Genomic DNA, 25,913 nt, shown 5'->3' with positions numbered 1-25,913 from the left:
TCCGATGCACGTCCCCGCCATCCCCGTGTCGGGCGCAGAATGGAGCGCGGAGCATGGGTACGGGACGGGCTCCCACGGTCCCGTGCTCCCGGGAGCACGCACCATGCCCGACACCCGCGATCACGCCGCCCCCACCGCCGAAACCCCGTTGGCCGGCGACGACAGTCTGCGACAGTCGCTCGCCACCCGCTTCCATCGTACGCGGCGGCGCACCGCCGAGTTGGTGGCCCCCCTGTCGCCCGAGGACATGATGATCCAGTCGACGGCCCAAGGCGCGCCGCCGAAATGGCACCTGGGCCACACCACATGGCTGTTCGAAACCCATGTGATCGAGCCCTGGCTGTCCGGCTACCGGCCGATGGAGCCGCTTTTCCTGCATCTTTTCGCGGCCAGGGACGACCGCGTCGGGCGCCATCTGGCGCCGGGAACGCTGGCGCTGCTGTCACGCCCCTCGGCCGAGGAGGTCATGCGCTACCGCGACCATGTGAACGGCATGGTCCTGCATCTGCTCGACCGTGTGGACGCGCATGGCTTGGCGGACGTGGCCGCGCGCATGGAAATCGCCATCCTGCACGAACGCCGCCACCAGGAACGGCTGCTGTGCGACGTGAAGCACGCCTTCTGGTGCAACCCGCTGAGGCCGGCCTACGAGCCGCCGCCGCCGCCCGACAACACGACGCCGGCACCGGAGTCCTGGATCGAGCATCCCGGCGGGCCGGTGGAGATCGGGCGCGACGGCCCGGCCCCCGGCCTCGATCACGAGACGCCGCGCCACACGGCGGTGCTCGCCCCCTTCCGGCTCGCCGCGCGCCCGGTGACCTGCGGGGAGTATCTGGCCTTCGTGGAGGATGGCGGCTACGCGCGCTCGGCCTGTTGGACGGCGGATGGCTGGGCCGCGGTGCGCGACGGAGGGTGGATGGCGCCGCTCTACTGGGAGTGGCGGGAGGGGGCGTGGCGGATTTTCACCCTCTACGGTCTACGCTCGCTGGACCCGGCCGAGCCGGTCTGCCATGTGAGCTGGTACGAGGCCGACGCCTACGCCCGCTGGGCCGGCCGGCGCCTGCCCGACGAAGCCGAGTGGGAGGCGGTGGCGAGCCACCGCGAGGCGATCGGCAACCTGCTCGGCACCGGCAACCGCCACCCGCTGCCCGGACGCTGCCAGGACGAGGGCCCCTGGCAGATGTACGGCGACGTCTGGGAATGGACCCGCAGCGCCTTCGTCCCCTACCCCGGCCACCGCCGCCCGCCGGACACGGGCTGGGCCGTGAACGGGCGCTTCATGGTCAACCGCATGGTGCTTCGTGGCGGAAGCTGCGTCACGCCCTTCGACGTGGCCGCTCCGACCACCCGCCACCACCTGCACCCGGAGATGCGGACGGCATTCGCGGGGATAAGGCTGGCGGACGACGATCCGTCGCCTTAGCAGCCGGCTTCCGCCACCAGCGCTTTGAGCTGCTCGGGGCGCAGCGGTTTCAGGAAGCAGCGGGCACCGATGGCCTTGGCACGGGTCTGGATGTCCGCGGACAGGTCGCCGGTGACGATGCCGGCGATGGCAGCGGGTCCGTACAGGGCGCGCAGCTTCTGCACGGTCGTGATCCCGTCCTCTCCGCCACCCAGCCGGTAATCGGACAGGATCAGATGCACCGGCCGCCCGTCGGACAGCGCCGCCATGGCGGCGGTGCCATCGCTGGCGACCACCACCTCGCAGCCCATGTCCTCGATCACCATGCGCATGGCGAGCGCGACCAGCGGGTCGTCCTCCACCACCACGACGCGGCTGGTGTTCGTGGCCGGTGCCGGCTCGTCGCGCGCCGACAGCACCTGCAGCACATCGCCGAGATCGGCGGACAGTGGCACCTCGACCGAGAAGCGCGAGCCCCGGCCGGGGGTGGAGGCGACGTCGAGCCGGTGTCCCAACAGCCCGGCCCCCCGCTTGACGATGGCCAAGCCCAGCCCATGCCCCTCCGACCGCTGCCGGGCGGGGTTGCCGACCTGGTGGAACTCCTCGAAGATCGAGCGGAGCTGGTCCGGTGGGATGCCGGGGCCGGTGTCCAGCACGTCGAGCCGCAGCGCGTCGCGCCGCCGCCGTGCGCCCAGCAGCACCCGCCCGCCGGACGGGGTGTAGCGGATGGCATTGGACACCAGATTGCGCAGCATCCGCTCCAGCAGCATGGAGTCGCTCCACACCGACCGCGGGCAGCCGACGATGCGCAGCCGCACGCCCTTGGCCCGCGCCGCCGCGCCGAAATCGACCTGGATGCGGCTGAGAAGCTGGTCCACCCGGATGACCGACTTGTTGACCGACACCGCCCCCGTCTCGAACTTGGAAATGTCGAGCAGGGCGCTGAACAGCTCCATCATGGCGTCGAGCGACTGCTGGAGCTGGTCGGTGACCGGCAGCAGCTCCGGATCCTCGATGCGGTTGCGCAGCACGCCCAGTAGGAGGCTCATGGCGTGCAGCGGCTGGCGCAGATCGTGGCTGGCCGACGCCAGGAAGCGCGACTTGGCGAGGTTGGCGGCCTCCGCCAGCTCCTTGGCCTCGCGCAGCTCCTCGATCATCCGCCAGGTTTCGGTCACGTCGCGCAGAGAGAGAAGCAGGAGCCCCTCTTCCGGAAGGTGCCGGACCGACAGTTCGAGCTGGAGCGGCCGGCCATCGGGCGCCGTGCCGGCCAGCTCGACCCGGCCGTCATCCCCCGACACCAGGGCCGCACGCAGCGCGTCCGTCCATTCCACCCCGGCCAGCGGGTGACGCAGGCGCACAAGCGGCTCCCCGACGATGTCGGCGATGCCGATGGCCGCAAGGCGCAGGAAACCGTGATTGGCGTACGTAATGATTGCGCCGTCCCCGTCCGGCCCGGCGATGCGCAGAACGGCCACCGAATCCTTCGACAGGTCGGCAGCCCGCGCCAGTGTCTCCAGGGATGCCATCCCGACGCCTTTCACTGGTGGGATCGCCGGACATTGCACCGGGGCCACCCCCTGTGCCGGCGATCCCGCGCGCCCGTCGCGCAAGCCGCTGTCATTCGAGGGCGTACCTTAACATCGCAATCCAGCTTCGCAAGCCGCGACCTTGGGCTGGACGCTGATCGGCCGGTCCCTACCCGGCATGTGCGGTCGCGCGGCGTGACAAACCGGCCGGCAGGTTGCATGGTTCGGCTCGCCGCCGGCGGCGCGCAACCGGTCCGGCGCTCATTCGGGATGGAGATAAGCAATGACGCTGAAGGGTAGGATCGCGGTCGTCACCGGATCGACCAGCGGAATCGGCCTGGGCATCGCGCGGGCGCTCGCCGGTGCCGGCGCCGACGTGGTGCTCAACGGGTTCGGCGATGCGGCCGAGATCGAGCGGATCCGTGCCGGTCTGGCCGAGGAGTTCGGGGTGCGGGCGACCTTCCACGGCGCGGACCTGTCGTCGGGCGACGGGGTGAAGGCGCTGATCGACCACGCCACCGCAACGCTGGGGCCGGTCGACATCATCGTGAACAACGCCGGCATCCAGCATGTCGCCCTCATCGAGGAGTTCCCGCCCGAGCGCTGGGACGCGGTCATCGCCATCAACCTGTCGGCGGTGTTCCACGGCATGCGCCTGACGGTCGGCGGCATGAAGCAGCGCGGCTGGGGCCGCATCATCAACATCGCATCGGCCCATGGTCTGGTCGCGTCGGTCCAGAAGGGCGCCTACATCGCGGCAAAGCACGGCGTGGTCGGGCTGACGAAGACGGTGGCGCTTGAGACCGCGGGCACCGGCGTGACCTGCAACGCCATCTGTCCGGGCTGGGTTCTGACCCCGCTGGTGCAGAAGCAGATCGACGCGCTGGCCGCCGAGCAGGGGCTGAGCGACGCCGACGCGCGCGCCAAGCTCCTTGGTTCGAAGCAGCCCTCGGGCGATTTCGTCACGCCGGAGCAGCTCGGCGGCCTCGCCGTGTTCCTGTGCAGCGCAAGTGCCGACCAGATGACCGGCGCCGCCCTCACCATGGATGGCGGCTGGACCGCGCAGTGATCGCCGGGGCGGGACACCGTCCCGCCCAGTCCTTTCTTCCCGACCGGCCGCAACAACGCCACTACCGATAGGTCATACTCAGATATCCATCCGGTAATTCGCATTGCAAATGGTAACAAACGTCGAAATTCCGGTTACCGACGCGCAATCGAACTCGTGTTGACCACATCGGAGTTCCCTGCGATCCTCGGGTCGAGCCGTGGCTTTCTTGCTCGAAGGCTGGACGGTGGGTGTCAGGAGGGACCGGCAGTGACTCTCGACATGCACGCACTGACACTCTACCGCTTGGCCATGAAGAATCCAGGCGCGCGCAACACCCTTCTCGTCATCGCCGCCGCGCTGCAGCGCGGTGCCGCCAAGCTGCGGAACCGGCCGCCGCAGGAGCGGTCCGGCGGGTTCAACCGGCCGGCCTCACCGCTTTCGCCTCCCGACCTTCGCCCCTGACGCCCCCCGGCCATCGCGCCATCGCGACGCAAGGCGGCCCTGCACGCGTCAGCCTGCGGTTTCCGACGGCTGACGCTTGGGCTGCGGACGGTTTCCCCATATGTCTGTCGACGACGACCCGCCCAGGCGGCATCCCACGGGAGACGAGACACCATCATGGACAAGGGCACCCCGAAGGCCATCCACCTCACCGCATACCGACCCTCCACGCACCTGATCGACACCGTCGATCTGCATGTGGATCTGCGCGAGGAGGCGACCACGGTGCGCGCCCGGCTCGGCATCCGCCAGAACCCGGCGCGCGCGGGCGCGGAGCCGCTGGTGCTCGACGGGCAGCGGCTGGAGCTGGTGTCGGTGACTGTGGACGGGGTGCCGCTCGGTCCCGACGGCTACATCCTGTCACCCGACCACCTGACCCTGCCGGACACGCCCGACACCTTCGTGCTGGAGACGGTCGTCCGCACCCGGCCGCAGGACAACATGGCGCTGGAAGGGCTCTACAAATCCTCCGGCAACTATTGCACCCAGTGCGAGGCGGAGGGCTTCCGCAAGATCACCTATTTCATCGACCGCCCCGACGTGATGGCCCGTTACACGACGGTCATCGAGGCGGAGAAGGCCCGGTATCCGGTGCTGCTGTCCAACGGCAACCTCGTCGGCTCGGGCGATGCCGCCGACGGGCGGCACTGGGCCAAGTGGGAGGACCCCTTCCCCAAGCCCTGTTATCTGTTCGCCCTGGTGGCCGGCGACCTGCGCGCGGTCGAGGACCGCTTCCGCACCCGCTCCGGCCGTGACGTCGCCCTGCGCATCTATGTCGAGCCGGGCAACGAGGACAAGTGCGACCACGCCATGCGCTCCCTGAAGAAATCGATGGCGTGGGACGAGGAGGTCTACGGCCTCGAATACGATCTCGACATCTTCAACATCGTCGCCGTGTCCGACTTCAACATGGGGGCGATGGAAAACAAGTCGCTGAACGTCTTCAACACCAAATACATCCTGGCGCGGCCGGAGACGGCGACCGACGGCGACTTCCTCGGCATCGAGGCGGTGGTGGCGCACGAGTATTTCCACAACTGGACCGGCAACCGCGTCACCTGCCGTGACTGGTTCCAGCTCTCGCTGAAGGAGGGGCTGACGGTCTTCCGCGACCAGCAGTTCAGCGCCGACATGAACTCCGCCGCGGTCAAGCGCATCCAGGATGTGCAAGGCCTGCGCACCGTGCAGTTCCCCGAGGATTCCGGCGCCATGGCGCACCCGGTGCGGCCGGAATCCTATGTGGAGATCAACAACTTCTACACGCCCACCGTCTACAACAAGGGGGCGGAGGTCATCCGCATGTACCACACCCTGCTGGGGGCCGAGGGCTTCCGCCGGGGAATGGATCTCTACTTCCAGCGCCACGACGGGCAGGCGGTGACCTGCGACGACTTCGCCGCGGCCATGGCCGACGCCGGGGGCGTCGACCTCACCCAGTTCAAGCTGTGGTACAGCCAGGCCGGAACGCCCGAACTGCGGGTGACCGGGGAGTATGACGAGGCGGCCCGGACCTACCGCCTGACCGTGCGGCAGACGGTGCCCCCCACCCCCGGCCAGCCCGACAAGATGCCCATGCACATGCCGCTGGTCACCGGGCTTCTGGGACCGGACGGCAAGGACCTGCCGCTGCGGCTGGCGGGGGAGGCGGCGCCCGGCGGCACCTCGCGCGTGCTGGAGCTGCGCGCGGCGGAGCAGCGGTTCGAATTCGTGGACGTGCCGGCCCGCCCGGTGCCGTCGCTGCTGCGCGGCTTCTCGGCGCCGGTCAAGCTGACTGCCGACCTGACCGACGCCGACCTGACCTTCCTCACCGCCAACGACAGCGACCCGTTCAACCGGTGGGAGGCCGGGCAGGTGCTGGGCGTGCGCATCCTGCTGGGGCTGGTCGCCGACATCCAGTCCGGCCGGCCGCTCGCCCTGCCCGACGGCTTCGTCGGGGCGATGGGGGCGGTGCTGGGCGACGCCGGGCACGACCCGGCCTTCGCGGCGCAGGCGCTGGTGCTGCCGGGCGAGTCATACCTCGGCACGCAGATGGCGGTGATCGACCCCATCGCCATCCACGAGGCCCGCGAGTTCGCCCGCCGCACGCTGGCGGAGCGGCTGCGCGACCGCTGGCTCGCCACCCACCGCGCGCACGCCGGCAACGAGCCCTTCTCGGTGGACGCGGCGGCGATCGGCCGGCGGTCGCTGAAGAACCTGTGCCTCGCCTACCTGATGGCGCGCCCGGACCCCGAGGCGGTGGGCCTCGCCATCGGCCAGTTCCACGGCAGCCGGGCGATGACCGACGTGATCGCGGCGCTCCAGTTGCTCGCCGGGTCGGACGCGCCGGAGCGGGAGGACGCGCTGGCCGCCTTCTACGATCGCTGGAAGGACGACCGGCTGGTGGTGGACAAATGGTTCAACGTCCAGGCCACCTCGCACCGGCCCGACACGCTGGATCGGGTGCGCGCGCTGCTCGACCACCCCGCCTTCGAGATCCGCAACCCGAACAAGGTCTACAGCCTGATCGGCGCCTTCGCCGGCGGCAACCCCGTGCGCTTCCACGCCACCGACGGCGCCGGCTACGCCTTCCTGGCCGACCAGGTGCTGCGCATCGATCCGATGAATCCGCAGGTGGCGTCCCGGCTGATGGGCCAGTTCTCGCGCATCCGCCGCTACGACGCGACGCGGCAGGCGCAGATGCGCACCCAGCTCGAACGCATCGTCGCCACCCCCGCCCTGTCGCCGGACGTGTTCGAGGTGGCGTCGAAGAGCCTCGAGGCGTGAATGGACAAGGGGCGCCGGGGCGTTGGTCCCGGCGCCCGCGTCGGTTGCATTCGTTCAGCGGATGATCATGCGGTCCAGCAGAACCTCGCGGACCCGCAGGGGACGGATCTCGCGGTCCACCACGGCGGTGATGGCGTCCTTCACCAGCCCGGCGCCCTCGCTGCCGTTCAGCCGGTCCAGCCCGATCTCACGGATGCGGTCGCCCACGCGGTCGGCGATGCGGGGGGCGTAGGGATCGGTCGCCTTGGGATCGACCTGCGGATCCAGTTCGACCAGGATGCGCAGGTCCACCGTGCGGTCGGCGGCACCGCCGACGGCGACGGAGATCTCCGGCAGCGCGGCGTAGTTGCGCTTCGGGCCCATCCGCACCGCCGCATCGGGCTTGGGCGGTGCCAGCATCGACTTCACGGCAGCGGCGCCGCCCACGCTGAGGGCACCCAGCGCAACAAGGCCGCCGACGATCAGAAGCGGGAACCGCAGCGACCGGGCATCCCAACTGCCGTCCCACAGCCGCACACGCACGACAGCCTTCCCGCCCCGTCGGGGCCGATTCGATTCCTTCTCCGATCTTGCACGAGAAAACGAGGTGCGTCAAAGCGCGCGTGGACCGGAACACGACCATTGCCACGGACGGCGGGAAGCCCGACATTCGCCGGCATGGACACGATCGCCCGACGCACCGGCCGGCCCCTTGCCCCGCCCGATCCTCTCCGGAGCCGGCCATGCTCCGCGTGACGCCCCGCATCACCCTGGACGACAGCGAGCTCCGGGAGGAGTTCGTGCGCGCCTCCGGCCCCGGCGGCCAGCACGTCAACAAGACCGACAGCGCCGTGCAGCTGCGTTTCGACGTGGCGAACTCGCCGAACATTCCGGACGACGTGAAGGCCCGGCTCGTTCGGCTGGCCGGATCCCGCATGACCTCGGACGGCGTCCTGATCCTGATGGGCGACAGCCACCGGAGCCAGATCCGCAACCGCGAGGACGTGCGGGAACGGCTGGTGGATCTGATCCGCGACGCCTCGGTGCCACCCAAGCCGCGCCGGCCGACGAAGCCCACCTTCGGATCGAAGCAGCGCCGGCTGGAAGGAAAGGCGAAGCGGTCGGAGATCAAGCAGGGGCGGCGCGGACCGGCGACCGACTGACAAGCTGTGCCGGTGCGTGGCTTGTCCGGATATCCTGCGCTAGCATGACGACTGAGGCGCCGGGAGGGATCGGTATGGAGCGGGCGGAATTCCTGATCGTCGGGGCGGGCATGGCGGGCGCATCGGCGGGGTACGAGCTGGCGGCGCACGGCTCCGTGCTGCTGCTGGAGCGCGAGGGGCAGCCCGGCTACCACTCCACCGGCCGCTCGGCCGCGCTCTATACGCGCACCTACGGGCATCCGGTGGTGCGGGCGATGACGGCGGCGAGCTGGGGCTTCTACAGCGCCCCGCCCGCGGGGTTCACGGAGGCGCCGCTGCTGACACCGCGCGGCGTGCTGCTGATCGGCCGGGCCGATCAGGAGGCATCCCTCGCCGCCGCCTACGCCGAGGGGCGTGCGCTGGCCCCCACCATCGAACGGCTGGACCGGGCGGCGACGCTGGCTCGTGCGCCCCTGCTGCGCGACGACTACGCCGTCGGCGCGGTGTGGGAGCCGGACGCCATGGACATGGACGTGCACGCCATCCACCAGGGCTACCTGCGCGGGCTGAAGGCCCGCGGCGGGCGGCTGGTGACCAGCGCCGGCGTGACAGCCGCGGAGCGGCGGGACGGACTGTGGGTGGTGGAGACCGCGGCCGGCGCCTTCGCCGCCCCGGTGCTGGTGAACGCCGCCGGCGCCTGGGCCGACGTGCTGGCCGGACTTGCCGGGGTCCGGCCGATCGGGTTGGTGCCGAAGCGGCGCACCGCCATCCTGTTCGACCCGGTCTTCGACGACCCGTCGGAGCTGGAGAGTCTGGGCGGCTGGCCGATGGTCATCGACGTGGACGAGACCTTCTACGTCAAGCCGGACGCCGGCCGGCTGCTGGCATCCCCCGCGGACCAGACGCCGGTCGAGCCCTGCGACGCGCAGCCGGAGGAATGGGACGTGGCCGTCACCGTCGAAAGGGTGACCGCCGCCGCACGCTTCCAGGTGCGGCGGATCGCCCACAAATGGGCGGGACTGCGCAGCTTCGTGGCCGACAAGGTGCCGGTGGTGGGCTTCGATGACGCGGCACCCGGCTTCTTCTGGCTGGCCGGCCAGGGCGGCTACGGGATCCAGACGGCTCCTGCCATGGGCCGCAGCGCGGCGGCACTGGCGACCGGCGCGGCACTTCCGGGGGATGTGGTGGAACTCGGAGCCACGGAATTGGCGTTGTCACCTCACCGGCTGCGCGCGTGACGATCTGCAAGGAGGGCATGATGACCGATCGTGTTCGGAGGACGGGTGCGCGGGCGGCGGGCATCGCCGCCACTTTGGGGGCCGGGCTGCTCGTGGCGTCCTGCGCCAACCCGGCGGTGGAGAAGGCGGCCTCGGCGCAACGCAGCCTCGTCGGCCTGTCCAAGCAACAGCTCCTGTCCTGCGCCGGGGTTCCGGAGCGGCAGGCGTCGGCCGACGGCTACGAGTTCTACACCTATTCCAACAGCCGCATCGTCTCCTACCCCGGCGGCAGTTTCGGGAGCTGGTATGGCGGGCCGTGGTATCCCGGCTACCGCTATGGCTGGGGCGGCTGGGGATGGCCCGGTTACATCGGCGACGAGATCCGGACCTATTCCTGCCAGGCCACCTTCACCCTGAAGGACGGGACGGTGGAACGCATCGTCTATGGCGGCCCCGGCGGCGGCAACGCCAGCGAATGCTACGCCATCGTGCAGAACTGCCTCACCCCGGTGAATTGACGGAGCAGGCGAGTCAACAATTCGTATGCACACATAGTGCGTGCGTCGAAGTCGATGCGGCATCTCGTCACTGTTGCGCGAGCGCCGCAGTGCATCGGATTGGTTGCGCTCGTCTGGAAATGCTCCGCGGGTTTTGGTAATAGAGCGGTCACAACAAGCTCGAAGCGAGCGAAACGACCCTCTGTGCCCTGGAGCATGACCATGTCCTTCCTGAAGCGTGCCGCGGTTGCCCTGCTGGCGACCACCGCCATCGCCTCCGTCGCCACCCCGTCGATCGCCCAGGAGTTCAAGGGCAAGTCGGCCGGCAACCTGATCGTTCGTGCGCGTGGCGTTGCCGTCGTCCCGGATGAGGACGGCAGCATCACGACCGCCAGCGGCGCCGCTACCGGCCTGGATGGCCGCGTCAACAACGACTACATCCCCGAGGTGGATTTCTCCTACTTCGTCACCGACAACATCGCGCTGGAGCTGATCGCCGGCACCTCGCGCCACCAGGTGAAGGCCGTCGGTGGCGGCGCCGAGATCAACGTCGGCAAGATCTCCCTGCTGCCGCCCACCCTGACCGCCCAGTATCACTTCATGCCGAAGGAGCGCTTCAGCCCCTATGTCGGCGCCGGTGTGAACTGGACCCTGTTCTACGGCGCGGACGAGGATGCCGGCTTCAACAGCCTGAAGGTCAACAACAGCTTCGGCGCGGCGCTGCAGGTCGGTGTGGACTACTTCCTCACCGACAACATCCTGCTGAACTTCGACGTGAAGAAGATCTGGCTCGACAGCACGCTGAAGGTCAACCTGGGCTCGACCGCGCTGCGCTCCGAGGTCGATCTGAACCCGTGGCTGATCGGCGTCGGTGTCGGCTACAAGTTCTGATAGTCGTCACACGCTGGTTGTTCGCGCAACGCCGGATATGCCCTAGGGCATATCCGGCGTTGCCGTTTGAGAGGGTTCCCACAAGGGCGCGCGCGGTGTCTGCTGGTCATCCCAACAATTCGGGAAGGAGCAGGCCATGCATGTGGCAGCGGTTCTGAAACGGAAGGGAGCGGACGTCGTGACGGTGCGGCCGGGCGACAGCATCGGCGACGTCGCGCGCACTCTCACCCGCCACCGCATCGGTGCGGTCGTGGTGATGGAGGAGAACGGGTCGGCGCTGCCCTGCGGGATCGTCTCCGAACGCGACATCGTCCGCGCCATTGCGGCCGATGGCGCAGCGGCCCTTGACCGCCCAGCCTCCGACCTGATGACGCGCCAGCTCGTAACCGCGACCCCGGCGGACACCGTTGCCCACGTCATGTCCGTGATGACCGAGCGCCGCATCCGCCATGTGCCCATCATCGAGGACGAGCGCATGGTGGGCGTCATCAGCATCGGCGACGTGGTGAAGACCCGGCTCGACGAGACCGAGATGGAGGTCGAGTCGCTGCGCGACTTCGTGGCGGGGATCGGCTGAACGCGGTCAGGACTGCGGGAACGCCATAGCGGCCTGGGTGCGGTTGCGCACGCCGAGGGACTTGAAGATGGCGGTCATGTGGATCTTCACCGTGCCCTCGGACAGACCCAGCTCATGCGCGATCTGCTTGTTCGACTTGCCTTCGCGCAGCCGCTCCAGCACCTCGCGCTGACGCTGGGTCAGCAACTGCTCCAGCGCCGGGTCGGACGGCGGCATGGAGCGCGTCTCCGGCTCGCTCACCGATTCGCGCAGGACCGTCGGCGGCACATAGACGCCGCCGGAGAAGATCAGGTCGAGCGCGCTCAGCATGATCTTCACGCTGGACGATTTCGGAATATAACCCGCGGCGCCCCGCTCCAGCGCGTCGCGCACATCGCCGTGCGCCTCCGACGCGGAGACCACCACCACCTTGGCATCGGGCTGACGCTCCCGCAGCATCGCGATCCCCTCGAATCCGGGCCAGCCGGGCATGCGGAGGTCCGTCAGCACCAGGTCGTACGTCTCTCCCGCCGCCGCCATGTCGAGCAGCTCATTGAAATTGCTGGCTTCCTGGAAGTCGCTGCCGTCCTTGAGCTGTTCGAGGAGCCTGCGCAGTCCCTCCCGGAACAGCACATGGTCGTCGCCGATCAGGATCCTCATCTCACTCTCCCGCGCTCCACTCCGGCCCGAATTTCATCCCTTTCACATGAGGATTTGGTGCCATTGGCAGTCGATCCGCATATGACGATGGGTCGAAAGCTATACGAGCCACGCCTCCATCCGAGCTACTATTCTGGTGTACCACGAACGGTAGATCAGCGACAACCGCTTTCACCGGTTGTCACAGTCCGGTGCAGCGCACAATCAGACAGAATGTGTCCGAACCATTACTTGAGAACGCCCGACGCCGTGGGGTCATCCCTGTGACATGCAGCTCTGATGGAAAGACGTGATTTCGCTCAATCCACCGCTGCACTATGGGCTGGCGGCGGCGTACACACAACAGCATTATCTGTTGATTTCGCTTGGGAAGCCATGGCCGCGCTTCCGTTGGCAACGCATCTGGTGCCGCTCCGGGAACACACGAAATCCCGGAGCGGCGGAGCAACCTAAAATACGCATCAAAATGCAGCTTCTTCCATCTCCATCAGCGGTCGGGCACCGGAAAGGATCGTGGTGAACAGGGCGCCGGTCTGCGGCAGCAGCTTCGCCATGAAGAAGCGGGCGGTCTTCACCTTGGCGTCCAGGAAGGCCGCGTCGCCCTCCCCAGCCGCCAGCTTGGCGCGGGCCGCCTTGACGCTTCTCAGCCACATCCAGCCGAGCGCCACCAGTCCGAACATCCGCAGATAGTCGCTGGCCGCCGCCCCCGCCTCCTCCGGGTCCTTCATGCCCTTCTGGGCGATCAGGGCGGTCGCCTGCTGAAGCTTGCCGAAGGCCTTGGCCAGCGGGCCGGCGAATTCCAGCAGCCCGTCGTCGTCCATGGCCGCCTCCAGCTCGGCCTGGACGGGGTGGAAGAAGCGGCGCAGCAGCCGCCCCATATCCTGCCCCATCTTGCGGCCGACGAGGTCGAGCGCCTGGATGCCGTTGGTGCCCTCGTAGATCTGGGTGATGCGGGCGTCGCGCACATATTGCTCGACGCCGGTCTCCCAGATGAAGCCGTGGCCGCCATGCACCTGCACCGCGATGTTGGCCGCGTCGAAGCCGATGTCGGTGAACAGCGCCTTGACGATCGGCGTCATGAGCTGGACGAACTCGTCCGACTCCTGGCGCTGCCGCGCGTCCGGGTGCTTCTCCGCCAGATCGAGGTGGAAGGCGACCAGCGCGCCCAGCGCCCGCGCGCCTTCGGTGAAGGCGCGCGCGGTCAACAGGTTCCGCCGCACGTCGGGGTGCACGATGATGGGGTCGGCCGGCTTGTCCGGCGCCTTGGTGCCCTTCAGCGAACGGCCCTGGAGCCGGTCGCGGGCGTAGGCGACGGCGTTCTGATAGGCGACCTCGGCGACGCCCAGACCCTGGATGCCCACGGCCAGACGGGCCGCGTTCATCATCACGAACATCGCCCGCATGCCCTTGTGCGGCTCGCCCACCAGCCAGCCGGTGGCCTCGTCGAAGTTCATCACGCAGGTGGAGGAGGCCTTGATCCCCATCTTGTGCTCGATCGAGCCGCAGGCGACGCCGTTGCGCGGCCCTGGCGTGCCGTCCGCCCGCGGCAGGAACTTGGGCACCAGGAACAGGCTGATGCCCTTGGTGCCGGCGGGCGCGTCCGGCAGGCGGGCCAGCACCAGATGCAGAATGTTTTCCGTCAGGTCGTGCTCGCCGGCGGAGATGAATATCTTGGTGCCGGTGATGGCGTAGGCGCCGTCCTCGCCGGGCACCGCCTTGGTCCGGATCAGCCCCAGGTCGGTGCCGCAATGCGGCTCGGTCAGGCACATGGTGCCGGACCAGGTGCCGTCCACCAGCTTGGGCAGGAAGCGCGCCTTCAACTCGTCGGAGCCGTAGAGCGACAGCGCGTTGTAGGCCCCCAGCGACAGGCCGGGATACATGCCGAAGCTGAGGTTGGCGGAGCAGATGAACTCCTCCAGCATGGTGTTCACCAGCTTCGGCAGACCCTGCCCGCCATAGGCCGGGTCGCAGGACAGCCCGGTCCAGCCACCCTCCAGATAGGTTTGATAGGCTTCCTTGAAGCCCGCCGGCGTGCGAACGACGCCGTTCTCGAAGCTGCAGCCCTCCGCGTCGCCGGACTGGTTCAGCGGGAACAGCACCTCCTCGCAGAGCTTCGCCCCCTCCTCCAGGATCTGGCGGATCAGGTCGGGGGTGGCGTCCTCGAAGCCGGGAAGGGTCGAGAGCGCCTTCACCCCGACGATGGAATCGAGCACGAACTCCACGTCGGCCAGCGGCGCCTTGTAGATCGGCATGGTCGGTCCCTCCCCTTCCTCAGTTGCGCAGCGGCTTGCCGGTGGTGAGCATGTGCTCGATGCGGTCCATGGTCGCCGGGTGTCGGACCAGCGCCATGAAGGCCTCCCGCTCCAGCTTCAGGATGCGATCCTCGCCCACCGGCTCCATCGGATCGGTCTTGGGGCCGCCGGTGAGCACGCGGGCGAGATGGTCGCAGACCACCACATCGTGCGGCGTGGCCTTGCCCTGGAGCGCGAAGCCCTGGACGAACAGGTCCAGCGCCGTCTTGCCGCCCGGCCCCGGCAGCGTGTAGGCCGGCTTCTCCGGCGGGGTGTAGCCGTCGGCCAGCGCCAGCGCCTTGGCTTTGGCGTCGGCCAGCAGCCGGTCGCGGTTCATGGTGATACCGTCCGTGGCCTTCAGGTACAGCAGATCCTTCGCCTCGGCGGCCGACTTGGCGACCTTGGCGAGGCTGATGGTCTCGAAGGCGCCGGCCACCGGCGGCATCGGCCCCTTCGGCCCGCGGCTGTTGGCGGCGTGGCGGGCCAGCATCTCCGTGCAGCCGCCCCAGCCGGGGATCACGCCGACGCCCACCTCGACCAGCCCGGTATAGGTCTCCGCATGCGCCTGCACATGATCGGCGTGCAGCAGGATCTCGCAACCGCCGCCCAGCGCCATGCCGCTGGGTGCGGCCACCACCGGGAAGGGGGCGTATTTGAGCGCGCGGTAGGTGCGCTGCCCGGCCTCCACCATCTCCTCGATCGCCGGCCACAGCGCGATGTTGGCGACGAACATGGCGAGGCCGAGATTGGCGCCGACGGAGAAGTTGTCCCCCTCGTTGTGGACCACCAGCGCCTTCCAGTCGCCCTTGCCGCTGCCGATCAGGGTCATGGCCTTCTGGTAGGCGGCCATGGTGTCGCCATCCAGCGCGTTCATCTTGCTGGTGAACTCCAGGCACATCACGCCGTCGCCGATGTCCCAGAGGGCGGCCGAGCCGTTCTTCCAGACCGGCTTGGACGCGCGCTTGACGTCGGACAGCAGCAGCACGCCGTCGGGACGCCGCACGTCGTCGTAGACGCCGCCGGTGGTCAGATATTGCAGCTTGCCGTCTTCCACCCGGTAGAAGGGCCGGCCGGCCGCCTGCTCCACCAGGGCCGGAACCGGCAACCCCTCCGACCGGCAGAGCTCGGCGAACCACGCCGTGCCGAGACGGTCGATCAGTTCGAACGGCCCCTGCTTCCAGGCGTAGCCGAGGCGCATCGCCTCATCCACCGCGACGATGCTGTCGGCAATCTCCGGCACCAGAGAGGCGGCGTAGGACAGGGTCTCCGCCAGCACGCGGCGGGCGTAGCGGCCGGTGCGGTCGGGGTGCTCGGCCAATGCCCGCAGATCCCTTCCGGCGGCGGCCACGCTCTCGGGCCTCGGCCGCTCGGCGGGGCGGTACTGGCCGGTGACGAGGTCCATCGCCTCCTTCACCTTGGCCCCGCCCTCTCGGTTCAGGCGGTAGAAACCGCCCTTGCCCTTCCGCCCGGTGTAGCCGTCGGCGATCATGCGCTGGATCACCGGGAATTCCCGGTGCAGGCGGCGGTAGAGGTCGCCCTCCGGCAGGGTGGCGAGCAGGCTCTTGGCGATGTGCGGCATCAGATCGATGCCGACGAGGTCCATCAGGCCGAACACGCCGGTCTTGGGAATGCCCATGGGCCGCCCGACCACCGCGTCCGCCTCCTCCACCGTCAGGCCCAGGTCGAAGGCGGCGTTGACGGCGGACTGGATCCAGGTGACGCCGATGCGGTTGGCGATGAAGCCCGGCGTGTCCTTGCAGCGCACCACGCCCTTGCCCAGCCGGCGGTCGCAGAAATCCGCCACCGCGGCCAGCGCGTCGCTCCGCGTCTCCGGCCCCGCCACGATCTCCAGCAGGCGCATGTAGCGCGGCGGGTTGAAGAAATGGGTGACCAGGAAATCGCGCTTGAAGCGCTCGGACTGGCCCTGCGTCAGCATCGCCAGCGGGATGGTGGAGGTGTTGGAGGAGACGACGGAGCCGTCCTTCCGCAGCGCGTCGATGCGGGTGTAGAGGTCGGCCTTGAGCTTGGGGTCCTCGACGATGGCCTCGACGATCCAGTCGCATTCCGACAGGGCGCCGAGGTCGTCGTCAAGGTTGCCCGGCGTCACCAGCCGGGCGTTCTTCGGGTGCATGAAGGGGGCGGGGTCGGCCTTCAGCAGCCGCTCCACGGCACCCTTGGCCAGCGCGCTGCGGTCGGCGGCCCCCGGCTTCACGATGTCCAGCAGCAGGACCGGCACCCCGGTGTTGGCGATGTGGGCGGCGATGCCGCTTCCCATCACCCCCGCCCCGATCACGGCGGCGCGTTTGATCTCCATGATCCGTCTCCCTCCCGCGCCGTCAGACCGCTTCGAGGATGGTGGCGATGCCCTGCCCGCCGCCGATGCACTGGGTGGCCAGCGCGTAGCGCTTGCCCTCGCGCTTCAGCAACGACGCCGCCTTGCCGGTGATGCGGGCACCGGTGGCGCCCAGCGGGTGGCCGAGCGCGATGGCGCCGCCGTCCAGGTTCACGATGGCGGGGTCGATGCCCAGCTCGCGCATGCAGGCGATGGCCTGCGACGCGAAGGCCTCGTTCAGCTCGACGAGGCCGATGTCGCCGATGGACAGGCCGGCGCGGGCCAGCGCCTTGCGCGTCGCCTCGACGGGGCCGAGGCCCATCACCTCCGGCGCGCAGCCGGCGACCGCCACGGACCGGATGCGGGCGAGGATCGGCAGGCCGTTGGCCCGCGCGTACTCCTCGGTCGCCACCAGCACCGCCGACGCCCCGTCGGTCAGGGGGGAGGATGTGCCGGCCGTCACCGTGCCGGACGCGTCGAAGGCCGGCTTCAACCCGGCCAGCGACTCCTGCGTGGTTCCCGGCCGCACGCAACCGTCGCGGTCCACCCGGCCGGAGGGCGTGGCGATGGCGACCATCTCGTCGGCAAAGCGGCCGGTGGCCTGCGCCTCGGCCGCCTTGGCGTGGGAAGCGACGGCGACCGCCTGCTGCTCCTCCCGCCCGATCTCGTAGCGGCGGGCCACATTCTCCGCCGTGATGCCCATGGAGCAGTAGGTTTCCGGCCATTCCTTGGCGAGGGACGCGTGCAGCACCGGGTTGAAGCCCATGATCGGCACCCGGCTCATCGATTCGATGCCGCCGCACACGAACAGCTCGCCCGCACCCATCTGGATGGCGCCGGCCGCCATGTGGATGGCCTGCATGGAGGAGCCGCAATAGCGGTTGACCGTGGTGGCCGACGCCGTCACCGGCAGCTTCGCCAGGAAGGAGACGGTGCGGGCGATGTTCATGCCCTGCTCGCCCTCGGGGAAGGCGCAGCCGACAATCACGTCCTCGATGTCGGCCGGCTTGGCGCCGGTGCGCTCCACCAGCGCCGACACCACGGTCGCCAGCAGATCGTCGGGCCGCACCTTCGCCAGCTCGCCCTTGGTCGCGAAGGTGAAGGGGGAACGGGCGAAGCCCGCGATGACGACCGGTTTCATGAGCGTGATCCCTCCTCGTTCGTTGCGTCGTCGGCTCCCTGCCGCCGCAGGTGCCGGGTTATCTGGTCATCGATGTCGGTCAGTTCGGTCAGCGTCTGCTGCACGTCGGCGAGCTGGCGGCGCAGGGCGGCAATGCGCTCGCGCGCCATGCGGCGCAGGTAGCGCATCTGCCCCACCTGCGCCCCGTCGGTGTCGTAGAGGCTGAGGAATTCCTTGATCTCGGTGAGGCTGAAGCCCAGCCGCTTGCCGCGGCAGATGAGCGCGAGGCGCGCCCGGTCGCGACGGTCGTAGACGCGCACCGTCCCCTCCCGGCCGGGCGAGAGCAGCCCCTCGTCCTCGTAATGCCGGATGCTGCGCAGCGTCAGCCCGAACTCGTCGGCCAGCTCGCCGATGGCGTAGGTGCGCTCCGGGTATCCCGAGTCGTCCCGCAACCGGGCGGCATCGCCCATCCCCGACCCTCCGATTCCCTGCGGCGCCGGCTCGGACGCCTTCCGTTTACGTAAAGGTAAGTGAGAAAACGGCGGAGGTCAAGCGGGATTGGCGGATTGTTTGCGAGGGCCACGGCATGGCGTGGCGCGTTGGCAGCCCCGCCAACGCGGCCACCGTCCTTACCAATTCCTAACGCACATCGCGGTATGTCGGCGGGTCTGGGTGCGGCGGCGGCGCGCTGTGACAGGATGCCACGCGGAGCTTCGGCCGATGCCTATGGCACCCTTTCCAAAATCAAAAAAACCACGGCTTCCACTTACGGGTTGGGACGGGCCATGTCTTCGCGAACGATCGTTTCATTCGGTGTCTGGATACTGTTGATGGTGCTGATCGGCACCTTGACGGTGGGCATCACGATGGCGTTCTACGCCATCATGACGGTGTTCTTCGCCTTGCTCGTGGGCATCCTGATGCTCGTCACCCGCCGGCGGTCGGAGCCGGAGGAGCTGGTCTGAACGACCACCGCTCCTCCTCCACCGTCATTCCGGCACCACCGTCACCTGCGACGCGTCCAGGCGCGTGAACACGCCGGCGCGGTCCAGATCGGCCACCGCGGCCCCCGGCGCGCGGAAGCTGCCCGGCGTCACGGCCCGGAGCAGATAGACAAGCCGGAAGCGGCGCTGCTCGGCCGGCAGGTCGAGCACGGCGCTCACCCGGTCCTCCCTCGCCTCCGCGTGCCGCACGCCGACGCTGCCCCCGGCCCAGGACAACCCACCCAGCGCGCCGCTGTCGGACAGGCGCACCGTCTCCACCTCGAATCCGGCCGGCAGAACGTCGGTGAGCATGGCGTGGGCGGTGGCCGGGTCCGTCGCTTCGCCCTCAAGCACCGCCACATACAGGCGATTGCGGACGATCCCATCCATCGCCGCCGGGCGGCCGGCGGTGTCGAAAAGCTGCCGGGTGAGCGCGAAGCCCTGTCCGGCCGCGGGGACAGCGTCGGCCGGGGTGCCGGCCACGGTGACCGCCACCTTCACCTCGCCACCCGCGTTGCGGATCGGCGGGAGGGCGGCAGCGTCGAGTCGTCGGATGACGGCGCGCGGCTGATCGACCGTCTGGTCGCCGACGAGCAGCTTGACCGGCCCTGACTTGTCCAGCAGCGCGCGGGCGGCCAGCAGCAGCCACGCCCGTTCCTGCGCGGTGACGGCACCGCGCTGGGCGGCGGCGCGCAGCAGACGCTCGGCCGCCGCACCACGCTCGCGATCCGCCGCCCCCTCCAGCGCCAGCACGAACACCGCCGCGTCGTCGCGCAGTCCGGCGGTCGTGGAACGGGCGGCGGCCATCCGCTCGAACGCCTCGGCGGCGGCGCGGCCGTCACCCAGCGCGGCGAAGGCCGCCGCAATCTGGGCGCGCGCCAGATCGCCCGGCGCCTTGTCCCAGAAGGCTTCGCGGAAGTGGCGCAGCGGGGCCGCGTCGATCAGCTTGGCACGGGCCAGGACCAGCAGCGTGTAGGCGCGGGCCGGGAAGCCGGCCCCGTCGATCCAGGTATTCTCAAGGCTGCGCTTCAGCGACTCCAGCCCCTTGCGGTAGCGGACCTCGGCCACCGTGAATCCGGCGGTGCGTGCCCGGCCCAGCACGTCGAGCGCGTAGGCCGACAGCCAGCCGTCCGCGTCCCCGGTCGCCGACCACGGGGCGAAGGCGCCGTCGGCGCGCTGATAGGCCCAAAGACGGTCCAGGGCGCGACGGACACGCGCGCGCAAAGCGTCCTCGCCGCCGATCCCCAACGCTGCCGCGGTGTCGAGGAAGGGCAGCAGGGCCAGCGCGTGGCTCGCCGCCGCTTCCGCCCCGCCGCCCGGTTCGCGGGCAAGACCGGCGAGCAGACCGGGAACGTCGATCTCCACCGGGCCGCCGAGCATCGCGGCGGCAAACGCGCCGGGGCGCAGGCCGGCGGCCAGTTCCGGCGGCGGGGTGAACAGGCCGTCCGCCGCGAGGGCCGCGGTCTGGCTCCGAACCGCCAGCGGTTCGGCGCTCCGCACCGTCACATCGACGGTACGCGTCAGGCGCAGGCCGTCCGGCCCCGTGACCTCCACCGTGAGGCGGGCGGGACCATCGCCCTCGGCGGCAAGCTCGAAAGCGGCGGCACCCCGCCCACCGGGCTCCAGATGCCCGACGGCCACCGGATCGCCCGGCGCCACGACGCCGCCATCGGCGGCGATCCGCGCGGCGTAGGCACCGGCCGGGCCGCCGGTGTTGGCGATGGTCACGGCGACGGTCGCACGGTCGCCGGGGGCGAGATGGCGCGGCACCGCCACGTCCACCTGCACAGGGTCGCGGACCTCCACCACCGAGTCGGCGCGCCCCATGCGGTCGGCGGTCCAGGCGACCGCCGTCAGGCGCAGGCGCCCGGTGAAGTCCGGCAGATCGAGCGGGATGGTCGCCCGTCCGCCCTCGCCCACCGCGACGATCCCTGAGACCAGCGACAGGGTGGCGCTGGCCCGGCCCGGCCCCATGGCGGGGGTCGGCAGCGACGGCATCACGGCGGTGCGGGCGCGCGGCGGCGGCTCCGCTTCGACCAGCCGGCCGTACACGTCGCGCATCTCCACCGTCAGCTCGCGCGGTCCGAAATAATGGGCCGCCGGATCGGGTCCGTGGAAGTCGGTGAGGCGCAGCACCGACTCGTCGACCGCGGACACGGTGACATAGGCCGGCTGCCCCGGTGCGGCACCCTCCACCGTCACCTCGACGGGCAGTCGGGTCAGCGGTCGGGTCTCGCCCGGCGGCGTCACCGCGACCTTCAGCAACCGGTCGGACGGGTCCACCGCCAGCCAGGATGTGCCGATACCGCGCCGCGGCCCGCTCTTCTGCTGCGGGTCGGGGATGGCGAAGGCGCTGGCGACCACATGCACACCGCCGATCCAGGACGGGTCCACGGGAATCTGCAGGAAGGCGCCCTCCGGGCCGATCTCCCGAGTCGTCGCCATGCGGATGCGCCGGTCGGCGACGGCGATCAGGACCTGGCTTCGGTAGGGCGGGCTGATGTGCACCCAGGCGGTCTCGCCGCCGCGGTAGCGCGGCAGCATGACGGTGACCTCCACCTCGTCCGGACGCTCCAGCGTGGTCGGCGTCAGCCACCAGCCGGCGGCGAAACGGACGGAGCTGGCGACGCCGGTCTTCGGGTCGAACACCTCCAGCCGGTAGCGGCCGGCGGTCACCGGCTCCTCCACCGTGGCGGGCTTGCCGGCGGCTGGCGACAGCGTACCGCCGGTCTGCCGGCGGTCGCGCACCTCCACCTTGTAGTCCCAGCGCCCGTTCGATTCGAACCAGCTGTATTCCGGCTCCTCCTCGTACAGCTCGTAGGACAGGTCGGGGCGGTCGATGGGGGTGCCGTTGGGCGCCACGGCGATCACGTCGAAGCCGACCGTCGCCCCCTCCGGCACCGCGTCACCGGCGAAGCGGGGACGGATGCCGATGGCGAAGGGGCGGTGGCGGACGGGGAGCACCAGTTCGCGTGCCACCGGGCGCCCGCCGACATCGACCATGGCCGCGCGCACCACCGCCTCCAGCGGGCGGGTGCTCTCCGGTGCACGGTCCAGCCGCAGGGTGCCGTGCGCCTGACCGTCCTCGCCGGTGGTGAAGCCCGGCAGTTCGCTGCGCTGCGGCTTCACATCGTCCTGCGTCAGCCCGAAACGGTAGCCGGGATGCTGGGGATAGGGGTTCTCCGCGGCGCGCAGCGTCATCGACAGCTCGCCCGGCAGGCCGGCGGCGGCGGTGCCATAGACGTAACGGCCGGCGATGGTGATGCTGGCGGCGGACTCCGCGTCGAGCGCCGGGCGATCGGCGGTGAGCGTCACGCCCAGGCGCGGCGGGACGAAATCCTCCACCCGGAACTCCACGCGCCCGACGGCCGGCCCCTCCGGCTCCAGATGAGCGGTCGCCGACCACGCACCCGTCAGCGCACCCCGCGGCAGCTCCAGCCGTGCCGCGTAGGCACCGGCCCCGCCGTCGGTGAGCGGCCGGCGGTCCACCTCGAGGCCATCCGGGCGCAGCAGGCGCAGCGTCAACGACTTGCCCGGCACGGCGGCGCCCTGCGGGTCGCGCAGCAGGGCCGTCAGGTTCACCGGCTCGCCGGGGCGGTAGATGCCACGCTCGGAGAAGAGATAGGCGTCGGCCCGGCCGGGTGTCGGCGCCACGGTGGAACGGTCGGCCAGCTCGAAGGCCGGGGCCACGAGGTCGAGAAAGCCGAAGTCACCGCCGGCGCCGCGGGCGAACAGCGCCTGCGGTGCGTCGTCACCGGTGCCGCGGAGTGCGCCCGCGTCGAACCGGGCGATGCCGTCGGCACCGGTGCTGACCTTGCCCAACTCCGCGTTGTTGCGGGCGAGCAGCCGCAGCTCCACCCCGCCCAGCGGCCCCGCCGTCGCCAGGGAGCGGGCGAAGACCACCAGCCCGTCCTCCCCCAGCACGGTGTTGAGGGTGAGGTCGGAGACGACGAACCACTGGCTGGCCTTCACCCCGTCGGCCATGGCGGCGGCGGCGATGTAGACGCCCGGCTCCAGCCGGCCCAGCACCGCGTCGATGGGAAAGGCGGTGACGGCCGGCTGGTTGCGGTTGCCGGTCACCGCCATGTCGCCCTTCCACACCTCCTGCGCGGCGCGGTCGACCAGATCGCCCACCTCGTGGTCGGACAGTTGCTGGCTGATGCGGCCGAAATAGATCTTCTCCACCAGCCCGCGGTCGGTGATGCGCAGCACCTGCATGCGCACCCGGTCCACGTTGATGGAGCGCAGGGCCAGCCCCTCCGCCCCGATGCGCGGCAGGATGTAGCCGCCGCCGCGGAAGGCGAGCGCCGGCTTGCGGTTGGGGATCTCCACCTCACGTGATTCGGCGGCGGCCAACGTCCCGCCATCCGCACCGGGCAGGCCCGCCTTCAGCGTGACCGTGTATTTCTGCCCGTGCTGCGGCCCTTCCACGCACAGGTTGCGATCGCGCACCACGACGGTCGCGGTGACCGGCGGCGTCACCTCCACAAAGGAGCGGTAGTCGGTTCCGACCCGGTCCAGCCGCTCCGACAGGGTGGCGCAGACCTGCGGCACATCGCGCTCGGCCACCACCTCCAGCGCGGTGACCGTCAGCGGCGGCGGCTCGTCGGCGGATGCGGGGGCGATCGACGCAAGGAGAACGGCAAGGACACGCGCCGGCGCACGCAGCATGACAGGGAACGCCCCCAAGGAGGAAGGGGCCGCCTGCGGTGCGACCGCGGGGCCGGCCCGGCTTCAATCGGCGCGGGAGTATGCCGAAGCGCCTGGAAAAGCGCTACGGGTTTGGCACCAAACGGATAAGTCTTCCGGGAAGGCCGCCGGTCACCCGCGCGCCAGACGGACGCGCAGCCGCTCCGCCGCCGTGTCCAGGATCTCGTCCCGCTTCGAGAAGCAGAAGCGGATGCAGGTGGTGGGCGCGTCCTGGACGAAGAAGGCGCTGACCGGGATCGCGGTCACCCCGGCCTCCGCCGTCAGCCAGCGGCAGAAATCCTCGTCCGTGCCGTCGAAGCCGGTGGAACGGATGTCGGCCACCACGAAATAGGTGCCGGCGGACGGCAGCACCTCCAGCCCGGCCGCGGCGATGCCCGCCGCCAGCCGGTCGCGCTTGGCCTGGAGACCCTCGGCGAGCCCGCTGAAGTAGGACGCGTCCTTGCCCAGCCCGTAGGCCACCGCCGCCTGAAGGTTCGGCGGGGTGGTGAAGGTGAGGAACTGGTGCGCCTTCGCCACGGGCTGGAGCAGGCGCGGAGCGCCGGTGATGTAGCCGACCTTCCAGCCGGTGAGCGAGAAGGTCTTGCCGGCCGAGCCGATCTTCAGGCAGCGCTCGCGCATGCCGGGCAGGGTCATCAGCGGGATGTGCGGGCGCCCGTCGAAGACGATGTGCTCGTACACCTCGTCGCAGACGGCGAAGGCGTCGTACCGCTCGACGAAGGAGGCGATCAGCGCCAGCTCGTCGCGGGTGAACACCTTGGCCGCCGGGTTCAGCGGGTCGTTGATCAGGACGAGCTTGGTCTTCGCGCTGAAGGCGGCGGCCAGATCGGCCTCGGTGAAGCTCCAGTCCGGGGCGCGCAGATTGACGAAGCGCGGGATGCCGCCGGCGCGCCGCACGATCGGCAGGTAGCTGTCGTACATCGGCTGGAACAGCACCACCTCGTCGCCGGGCTCGATCAGTCCGAACAGGCAGGCGGCCAGCGCCTCGGTGGCGCCGGAGGTGACCATCACCTCGGTCTTCCAATCGACATCAAGCCCGTAGAAGCGGGCGGCGTGGGCGGCCAGCGCCTGTCGAAGCTCCGGCGTGCCCATCATCGACGGGTACTGGTTCCACCCATCCTGGAGAGCGCGGGAGGCGGCTTCGAGCACGTCGGCCGGGCCGCGGTCGTCAGGGAAGCCCTGGCCCAGATTGATGGCGCCATGCTCATCCGCCAGACGCGACATCACCTCGAAGATGGTCGTCCCGTACCCCGACAGGACCGCATTGCCCGACCGCACCGCCGCTTCCTCCGCATCGAACCGAAGGCGGGCACCATGGCAGCACCGTCACGCGGCTGTAAAGAGGCGCCGGTCAGACGGCGCGGCGGCGGCGGCGCAGGCGGTCGCGGACGCGCTCCACCGGAACGAACAGGCGGGGGAACCGGCGCTTCATGCGCACGAAGAGACGCTTGGCGTCGTCGGAATTACGCAGGAGGATGACGCCGCCCACCAGCATCAACGGCAGACCGAACGGCCCCGGCAGGGGGACAACAAGGAAACCGACGGCGATGATGGTCCAGCCCATGCCGATCAACACGATCTGGCGCATGCGGGCCAGGGACAGGGTGGCGGCGGTGCTGCGTGCCATGGTGGTGTCGCGGCCTCGATGCGGCGGGATCGCCGAGCCGTCATATGGTGCCGGACCCGACCGGACTTCAATGACGGCCGGACTTCAATGCCGACCGGTCAGTGGTGCCCCATCAGTGAACGGTGTGACCCTGCCCGGCCGGGCGGTGGTCGAGCCGCAGCATGACCTCGTTCATTTCCGCCGGGCCGGGCTGCCACGCGAACTCGTCAGCGAGTTGGAGCCGGGCGGCACCGGCGCGCACCGCCGCTTCCGCCCGCGCCGCGTTGGGAATGCGGGCGAGGCGCTTGTCGGCGACGCTCTCCAGCATCAGGCGGATCATGCGTTCGCGCTTGCCGGTATCGACGAAGCCGCTCTTGTCGAAATACAGCTTGGTGAAGGACACCTCGGCCACCTGCGGACTCTGGCCGCGCTCGGCGACCAGGACGGCGGCCACCACATCGACGCAGCGGCCGGCGAAGCCCGGTATCGGCGAGGTGCCGTCCTCCGCCTTGTCCAAAGCGCGGCTCGGCAGTTCGACCATCCGCCCGGAGGCGTCGCGAACGAGGTAACGGCGCCACACCGGCATCTCCGCCTCCCACGTTGACCTCAAACCCGGCGAGAAGGCTACACCATTCTCCGCCGGGCCGATACTGAAGATTGTTTAACCTCTAAATTAAACTCCTGTCATG

21 protein-coding genes are annotated in these 25,913 nt (G+C 69.9%); 10 read left to right on the top strand and 11 right to left on the bottom strand.

Annotated elements, in window-relative coordinates:
- The first annotated feature begins 103 nt into the window (after positions 1-103).
- Positions 104-1,423, top strand: coding sequence for an ergothioneine biosynthesis protein EgtB (gene egtB, locus HL658_RS17335; protein ID WP_180283575.1), 1,320 nt, complete (start codon positions 104-106; stop codon positions 1,421-1,423).
- Here the strand turns inward: egtB and HL658_RS17330 are convergent.
- Positions 1,420-2,928 carry an ATP-binding response regulator gene (locus tag HL658_RS17330; protein ID WP_180283574.1) on the bottom strand — a complete coding sequence of 503 codons (1,509 nt, stop codon included), beginning with the start codon at positions 2,926-2,928 and terminating at the stop codon, positions 1,420-1,422. The two genes, egtB and HL658_RS17330, sit on opposite strands and share 4 nt — an antisense overlap.
- A gap of 283 nt (positions 2,929-3,211) precedes the next feature.
- Between HL658_RS17330 and HL658_RS17325 the strand changes: the two genes are divergently transcribed.
- The 3 genes from HL658_RS17325 (at position 3,212) to pepN (ending at position 7,243) form a co-directional block, all read left to right on the top strand.
- The gene (locus HL658_RS17325; RefSeq protein ID WP_180283573.1) at positions 3,212-3,997 is read left to right on the top strand and encodes a 3-hydroxybutyrate dehydrogenase; all 786 of its coding nucleotides are present in this window, start codon (positions 3,212-3,214) and stop codon (positions 3,995-3,997) included.
- Positions 3,998-4,258: 261 nt separating this feature from the next.
- Positions 4,259-4,441 carry a hypothetical protein gene (locus HL658_RS17320; RefSeq protein ID WP_180283572.1) on the top strand — a complete coding sequence of 61 codons (183 nt, stop codon included), beginning with the start codon at positions 4,259-4,261 and terminating at the stop codon, positions 4,439-4,441.
- A gap of 156 nt (positions 4,442-4,597) precedes the next feature.
- Positions 4,598-7,243, top strand: coding sequence for an aminopeptidase N (gene pepN, locus HL658_RS17315; RefSeq protein WP_180283571.1), 2,646 nt, complete (start codon positions 4,598-4,600; stop codon positions 7,241-7,243).
- Between the two features lie 54 nt (positions 7,244-7,297).
- Here the strand turns inward: pepN and HL658_RS17310 are convergent, their stop codons facing one another.
- The gene (locus HL658_RS17310; protein WP_180283570.1) at positions 7,298-7,765 is read right to left on the bottom strand and encodes a flagellar basal body-associated FliL family protein; all 468 of its coding nucleotides are present in this window, start codon (positions 7,763-7,765) and stop codon (positions 7,298-7,300) included.
- Between the two features lie 200 nt (positions 7,766-7,965).
- On the opposite strand from HL658_RS17310, the gene arfB reads away from it, so the two are divergent.
- From arfB to HL658_RS17285, 5 genes are all read left to right on the top strand, one after another.
- On the top strand, positions 7,966-8,385 hold the full coding sequence (gene arfB / locus HL658_RS17305) for an alternative ribosome rescue aminoacyl-tRNA hydrolase ArfB (protein ID WP_180283569.1): 420 nt from the start codon (positions 7,966-7,968) through the stop codon (positions 8,383-8,385).
- Between the two features lie 44 nt (positions 8,386-8,429).
- On the top strand, positions 8,430-9,602 hold the full coding sequence (locus tag HL658_RS17300) for an NAD(P)/FAD-dependent oxidoreductase (protein ID WP_246337658.1): 1,173 nt from the start codon (positions 8,430-8,432) through the stop codon (positions 9,600-9,602).
- A 20-nt stretch (positions 9,603-9,622) separates the two neighbouring features.
- Entirely contained in the window at positions 9,623-10,099 is a 477-nt protein-coding gene (locus HL658_RS17295; protein ID WP_246337657.1) for a hypothetical protein, read from the top strand.
- A 201-nt stretch (positions 10,100-10,300) separates the two neighbouring features.
- Positions 10,301-10,969 (top strand): OmpW/AlkL family protein, encoded by a 669-nt coding sequence (locus HL658_RS17290; protein WP_180283568.1) that lies wholly within the window; start codon positions 10,301-10,303, stop codon positions 10,967-10,969.
- 178 nt (positions 10,970-11,147) lie between these two features.
- Positions 11,148-11,546, top strand: coding sequence for a CBS domain-containing protein (locus tag HL658_RS17285; protein WP_343055166.1), 399 nt, complete (start codon positions 11,148-11,150; stop codon positions 11,544-11,546).
- A 6-nt stretch (positions 11,547-11,552) separates the two neighbouring features.
- Here the strand turns inward: HL658_RS17285 and HL658_RS17280 are convergent, their stop codons facing one another.
- From HL658_RS17280 to HL658_RS17260, 5 genes are all read right to left on the bottom strand, one after another.
- Positions 11,553-12,185 (bottom strand): response regulator, encoded by a 633-nt coding sequence (locus tag HL658_RS17280; protein ID WP_180283566.1) that lies wholly within the window; start codon positions 12,183-12,185, stop codon positions 11,553-11,555.
- 461 nt (positions 12,186-12,646) lie between these two features.
- Positions 12,647-14,437: an acyl-CoA dehydrogenase C-terminal domain-containing protein gene (locus HL658_RS17275; RefSeq protein ID WP_180283565.1), complete on the bottom strand. Its 1,791-nt coding sequence runs from the start codon at positions 14,435-14,437 to the stop codon at positions 12,647-12,649.
- A gap of 19 nt (positions 14,438-14,456) precedes the next feature.
- Entirely contained in the window at positions 14,457-16,790 is a 2,334-nt protein-coding gene (locus tag HL658_RS17270; RefSeq protein WP_180283564.1) for a 3-hydroxyacyl-CoA dehydrogenase/enoyl-CoA hydratase family protein, read from the bottom strand.
- Between the two features lie 22 nt (positions 16,791-16,812).
- Positions 16,813-17,949: a thiolase family protein gene (locus HL658_RS17265; protein ID WP_180283563.1), complete on the bottom strand. Its 1,137-nt coding sequence runs from the start codon at positions 17,947-17,949 to the stop codon at positions 16,813-16,815.
- Entirely contained in the window at positions 17,946-18,398 is a 453-nt protein-coding gene (locus HL658_RS17260; protein ID WP_180283562.1) for a MerR family transcriptional regulator, read from the bottom strand. Before HL658_RS17260 ends, HL658_RS17265 begins: the two co-directional genes overlap by 4 nt.
- 360 nt (positions 18,399-18,758) lie before the next feature.
- On the opposite strand from HL658_RS17260, the gene HL658_RS37790 reads away from it, so the two are divergent.
- Positions 18,759-18,893, top strand: coding sequence for a hypothetical protein (locus HL658_RS37790; protein WP_281378799.1), 135 nt, complete (start codon positions 18,759-18,761; stop codon positions 18,891-18,893).
- Positions 18,894-18,917: 24 nt separating this feature from the next.
- On the opposite strand, the gene HL658_RS17250 is transcribed toward HL658_RS37790, so the two are convergent.
- From HL658_RS17250 to HL658_RS17235, 4 genes are all read right to left on the bottom strand, one after another.
- Positions 18,918-23,582 (bottom strand): alpha-2-macroglobulin family protein, encoded by a 4,665-nt coding sequence (locus tag HL658_RS17250; RefSeq protein ID WP_180283560.1) that lies wholly within the window; start codon positions 23,580-23,582, stop codon positions 18,918-18,920.
- Positions 23,583-23,732: 150 nt separating this feature from the next.
- Positions 23,733-24,896 (bottom strand): aminotransferase, encoded by a 1,164-nt coding sequence (locus tag HL658_RS17245; RefSeq protein WP_180283559.1) that lies wholly within the window; start codon positions 24,894-24,896, stop codon positions 23,733-23,735.
- A 73-nt stretch (positions 24,897-24,969) separates the two neighbouring features.
- On the bottom strand, positions 24,970-25,245 hold the full coding sequence (locus HL658_RS17240) for a PGPGW domain-containing protein (protein WP_180283558.1): 276 nt from the start codon (positions 25,243-25,245) through the stop codon (positions 24,970-24,972).
- Positions 25,246-25,357: 112 nt separating this feature from the next.
- Positions 25,358-25,810 carry a hypothetical protein gene (locus HL658_RS17235; protein ID WP_180283557.1) on the bottom strand — a complete coding sequence of 151 codons (453 nt, stop codon included), beginning with the start codon at positions 25,808-25,810 and terminating at the stop codon, positions 25,358-25,360.
- Positions 25,811-25,913 lie beyond the last annotated feature (103 nt).

Origin of the sequence: Azospirillum oleiclasticum (assembly GCF_013423485.1) — a bacterium.
Lineage (GTDB): Bacteria > Pseudomonadota > Alphaproteobacteria > Azospirillales > Azospirillaceae > Azospirillum > Azospirillum oleiclasticum.
This window is presented reverse-complemented; position numbering and strand designations above follow the sequence as displayed.

Bases quoted from the DNA above. Each gene is read 5' to 3' on its own strand.
- HL658_RS17320 (WP_180283572.1), top strand. From the start codon at position 4,259: ATGCACGCACTGACACTCTACCGCTTGGCCATGAAGAATCCAGGCGCG.
- arfB (WP_180283569.1), top strand. From the start codon at position 7,966: ATGCTCCGCGTGACGCCCCGCATCACCCTGGACGACAGCGAGCTCCGG.
- HL658_RS17240 (WP_180283558.1), bottom strand. From the start codon at position 25,245: ATGGCACGCAGCACCGCCGCCACCCTGTCCCTGGCCCGCATGCGCCAG.
- egtB (WP_180283575.1), top strand. From the start codon at position 104: ATGCCCGACACCCGCGATCACGCCGCCCCCACCGCCGAAACCCCGTTG.
- HL658_RS17250 (WP_180283560.1), bottom strand. From the start codon at position 23,582: ATGCTGCGTGCGCCGGCGCGTGTCCTTGCCGTTCTCCTTGCGTCGATC.
- HL658_RS17300 (WP_246337658.1), top strand. From the start codon at position 8,430: ATGACGACTGAGGCGCCGGGAGGGATCGGTATGGAGCGGGCGGAATTC.
- HL658_RS17235 (WP_180283557.1), bottom strand. From the start codon at position 25,810: ATGCCGGTGTGGCGCCGTTACCTCGTTCGCGACGCCTCCGGGCGGATG.
- pepN (WP_180283571.1), top strand. From the start codon at position 4,598: ATGGACAAGGGCACCCCGAAGGCCATCCACCTCACCGCATACCGACCC.
- HL658_RS37790 (WP_281378799.1), top strand. From the start codon at position 18,759: ATGGTGCTGATCGGCACCTTGACGGTGGGCATCACGATGGCGTTCTAC.
- HL658_RS17295 (WP_246337657.1), top strand. From the start codon at position 9,623: ATGACCGATCGTGTTCGGAGGACGGGTGCGCGGGCGGCGGGCATCGCC.
- HL658_RS17275 (WP_180283565.1), bottom strand. From the start codon at position 14,437: ATGCCGATCTACAAGGCGCCGCTGGCCGACGTGGAGTTCGTGCTCGAT.
- HL658_RS17325 (WP_180283573.1), top strand. From the start codon at position 3,212: ATGACGCTGAAGGGTAGGATCGCGGTCGTCACCGGATCGACCAGCGGA.
- HL658_RS17270 (WP_180283564.1), bottom strand. From the start codon at position 16,790: ATGGAGATCAAACGCGCCGCCGTGATCGGGGCGGGGGTGATGGGAAGC.
- HL658_RS17330 (WP_180283574.1), bottom strand. From the start codon at position 2,928: ATGGCATCCCTGGAGACACTGGCGCGGGCTGCCGACCTGTCGAAGGAT.
- HL658_RS17265 (WP_180283563.1), bottom strand. From the start codon at position 17,949: ATGAAACCGGTCGTCATCGCGGGCTTCGCCCGTTCCCCCTTCACCTTC.
- HL658_RS17280 (WP_180283566.1), bottom strand. From the start codon at position 12,185: ATGAGGATCCTGATCGGCGACGACCATGTGCTGTTCCGGGAGGGACTG.
- HL658_RS17260 (WP_180283562.1), bottom strand. From the start codon at position 18,398: ATGGGCGATGCCGCCCGGTTGCGGGACGACTCGGGATACCCGGAGCGC.
- HL658_RS17290 (WP_180283568.1), top strand. From the start codon at position 10,301: ATGTCCTTCCTGAAGCGTGCCGCGGTTGCCCTGCTGGCGACCACCGCC.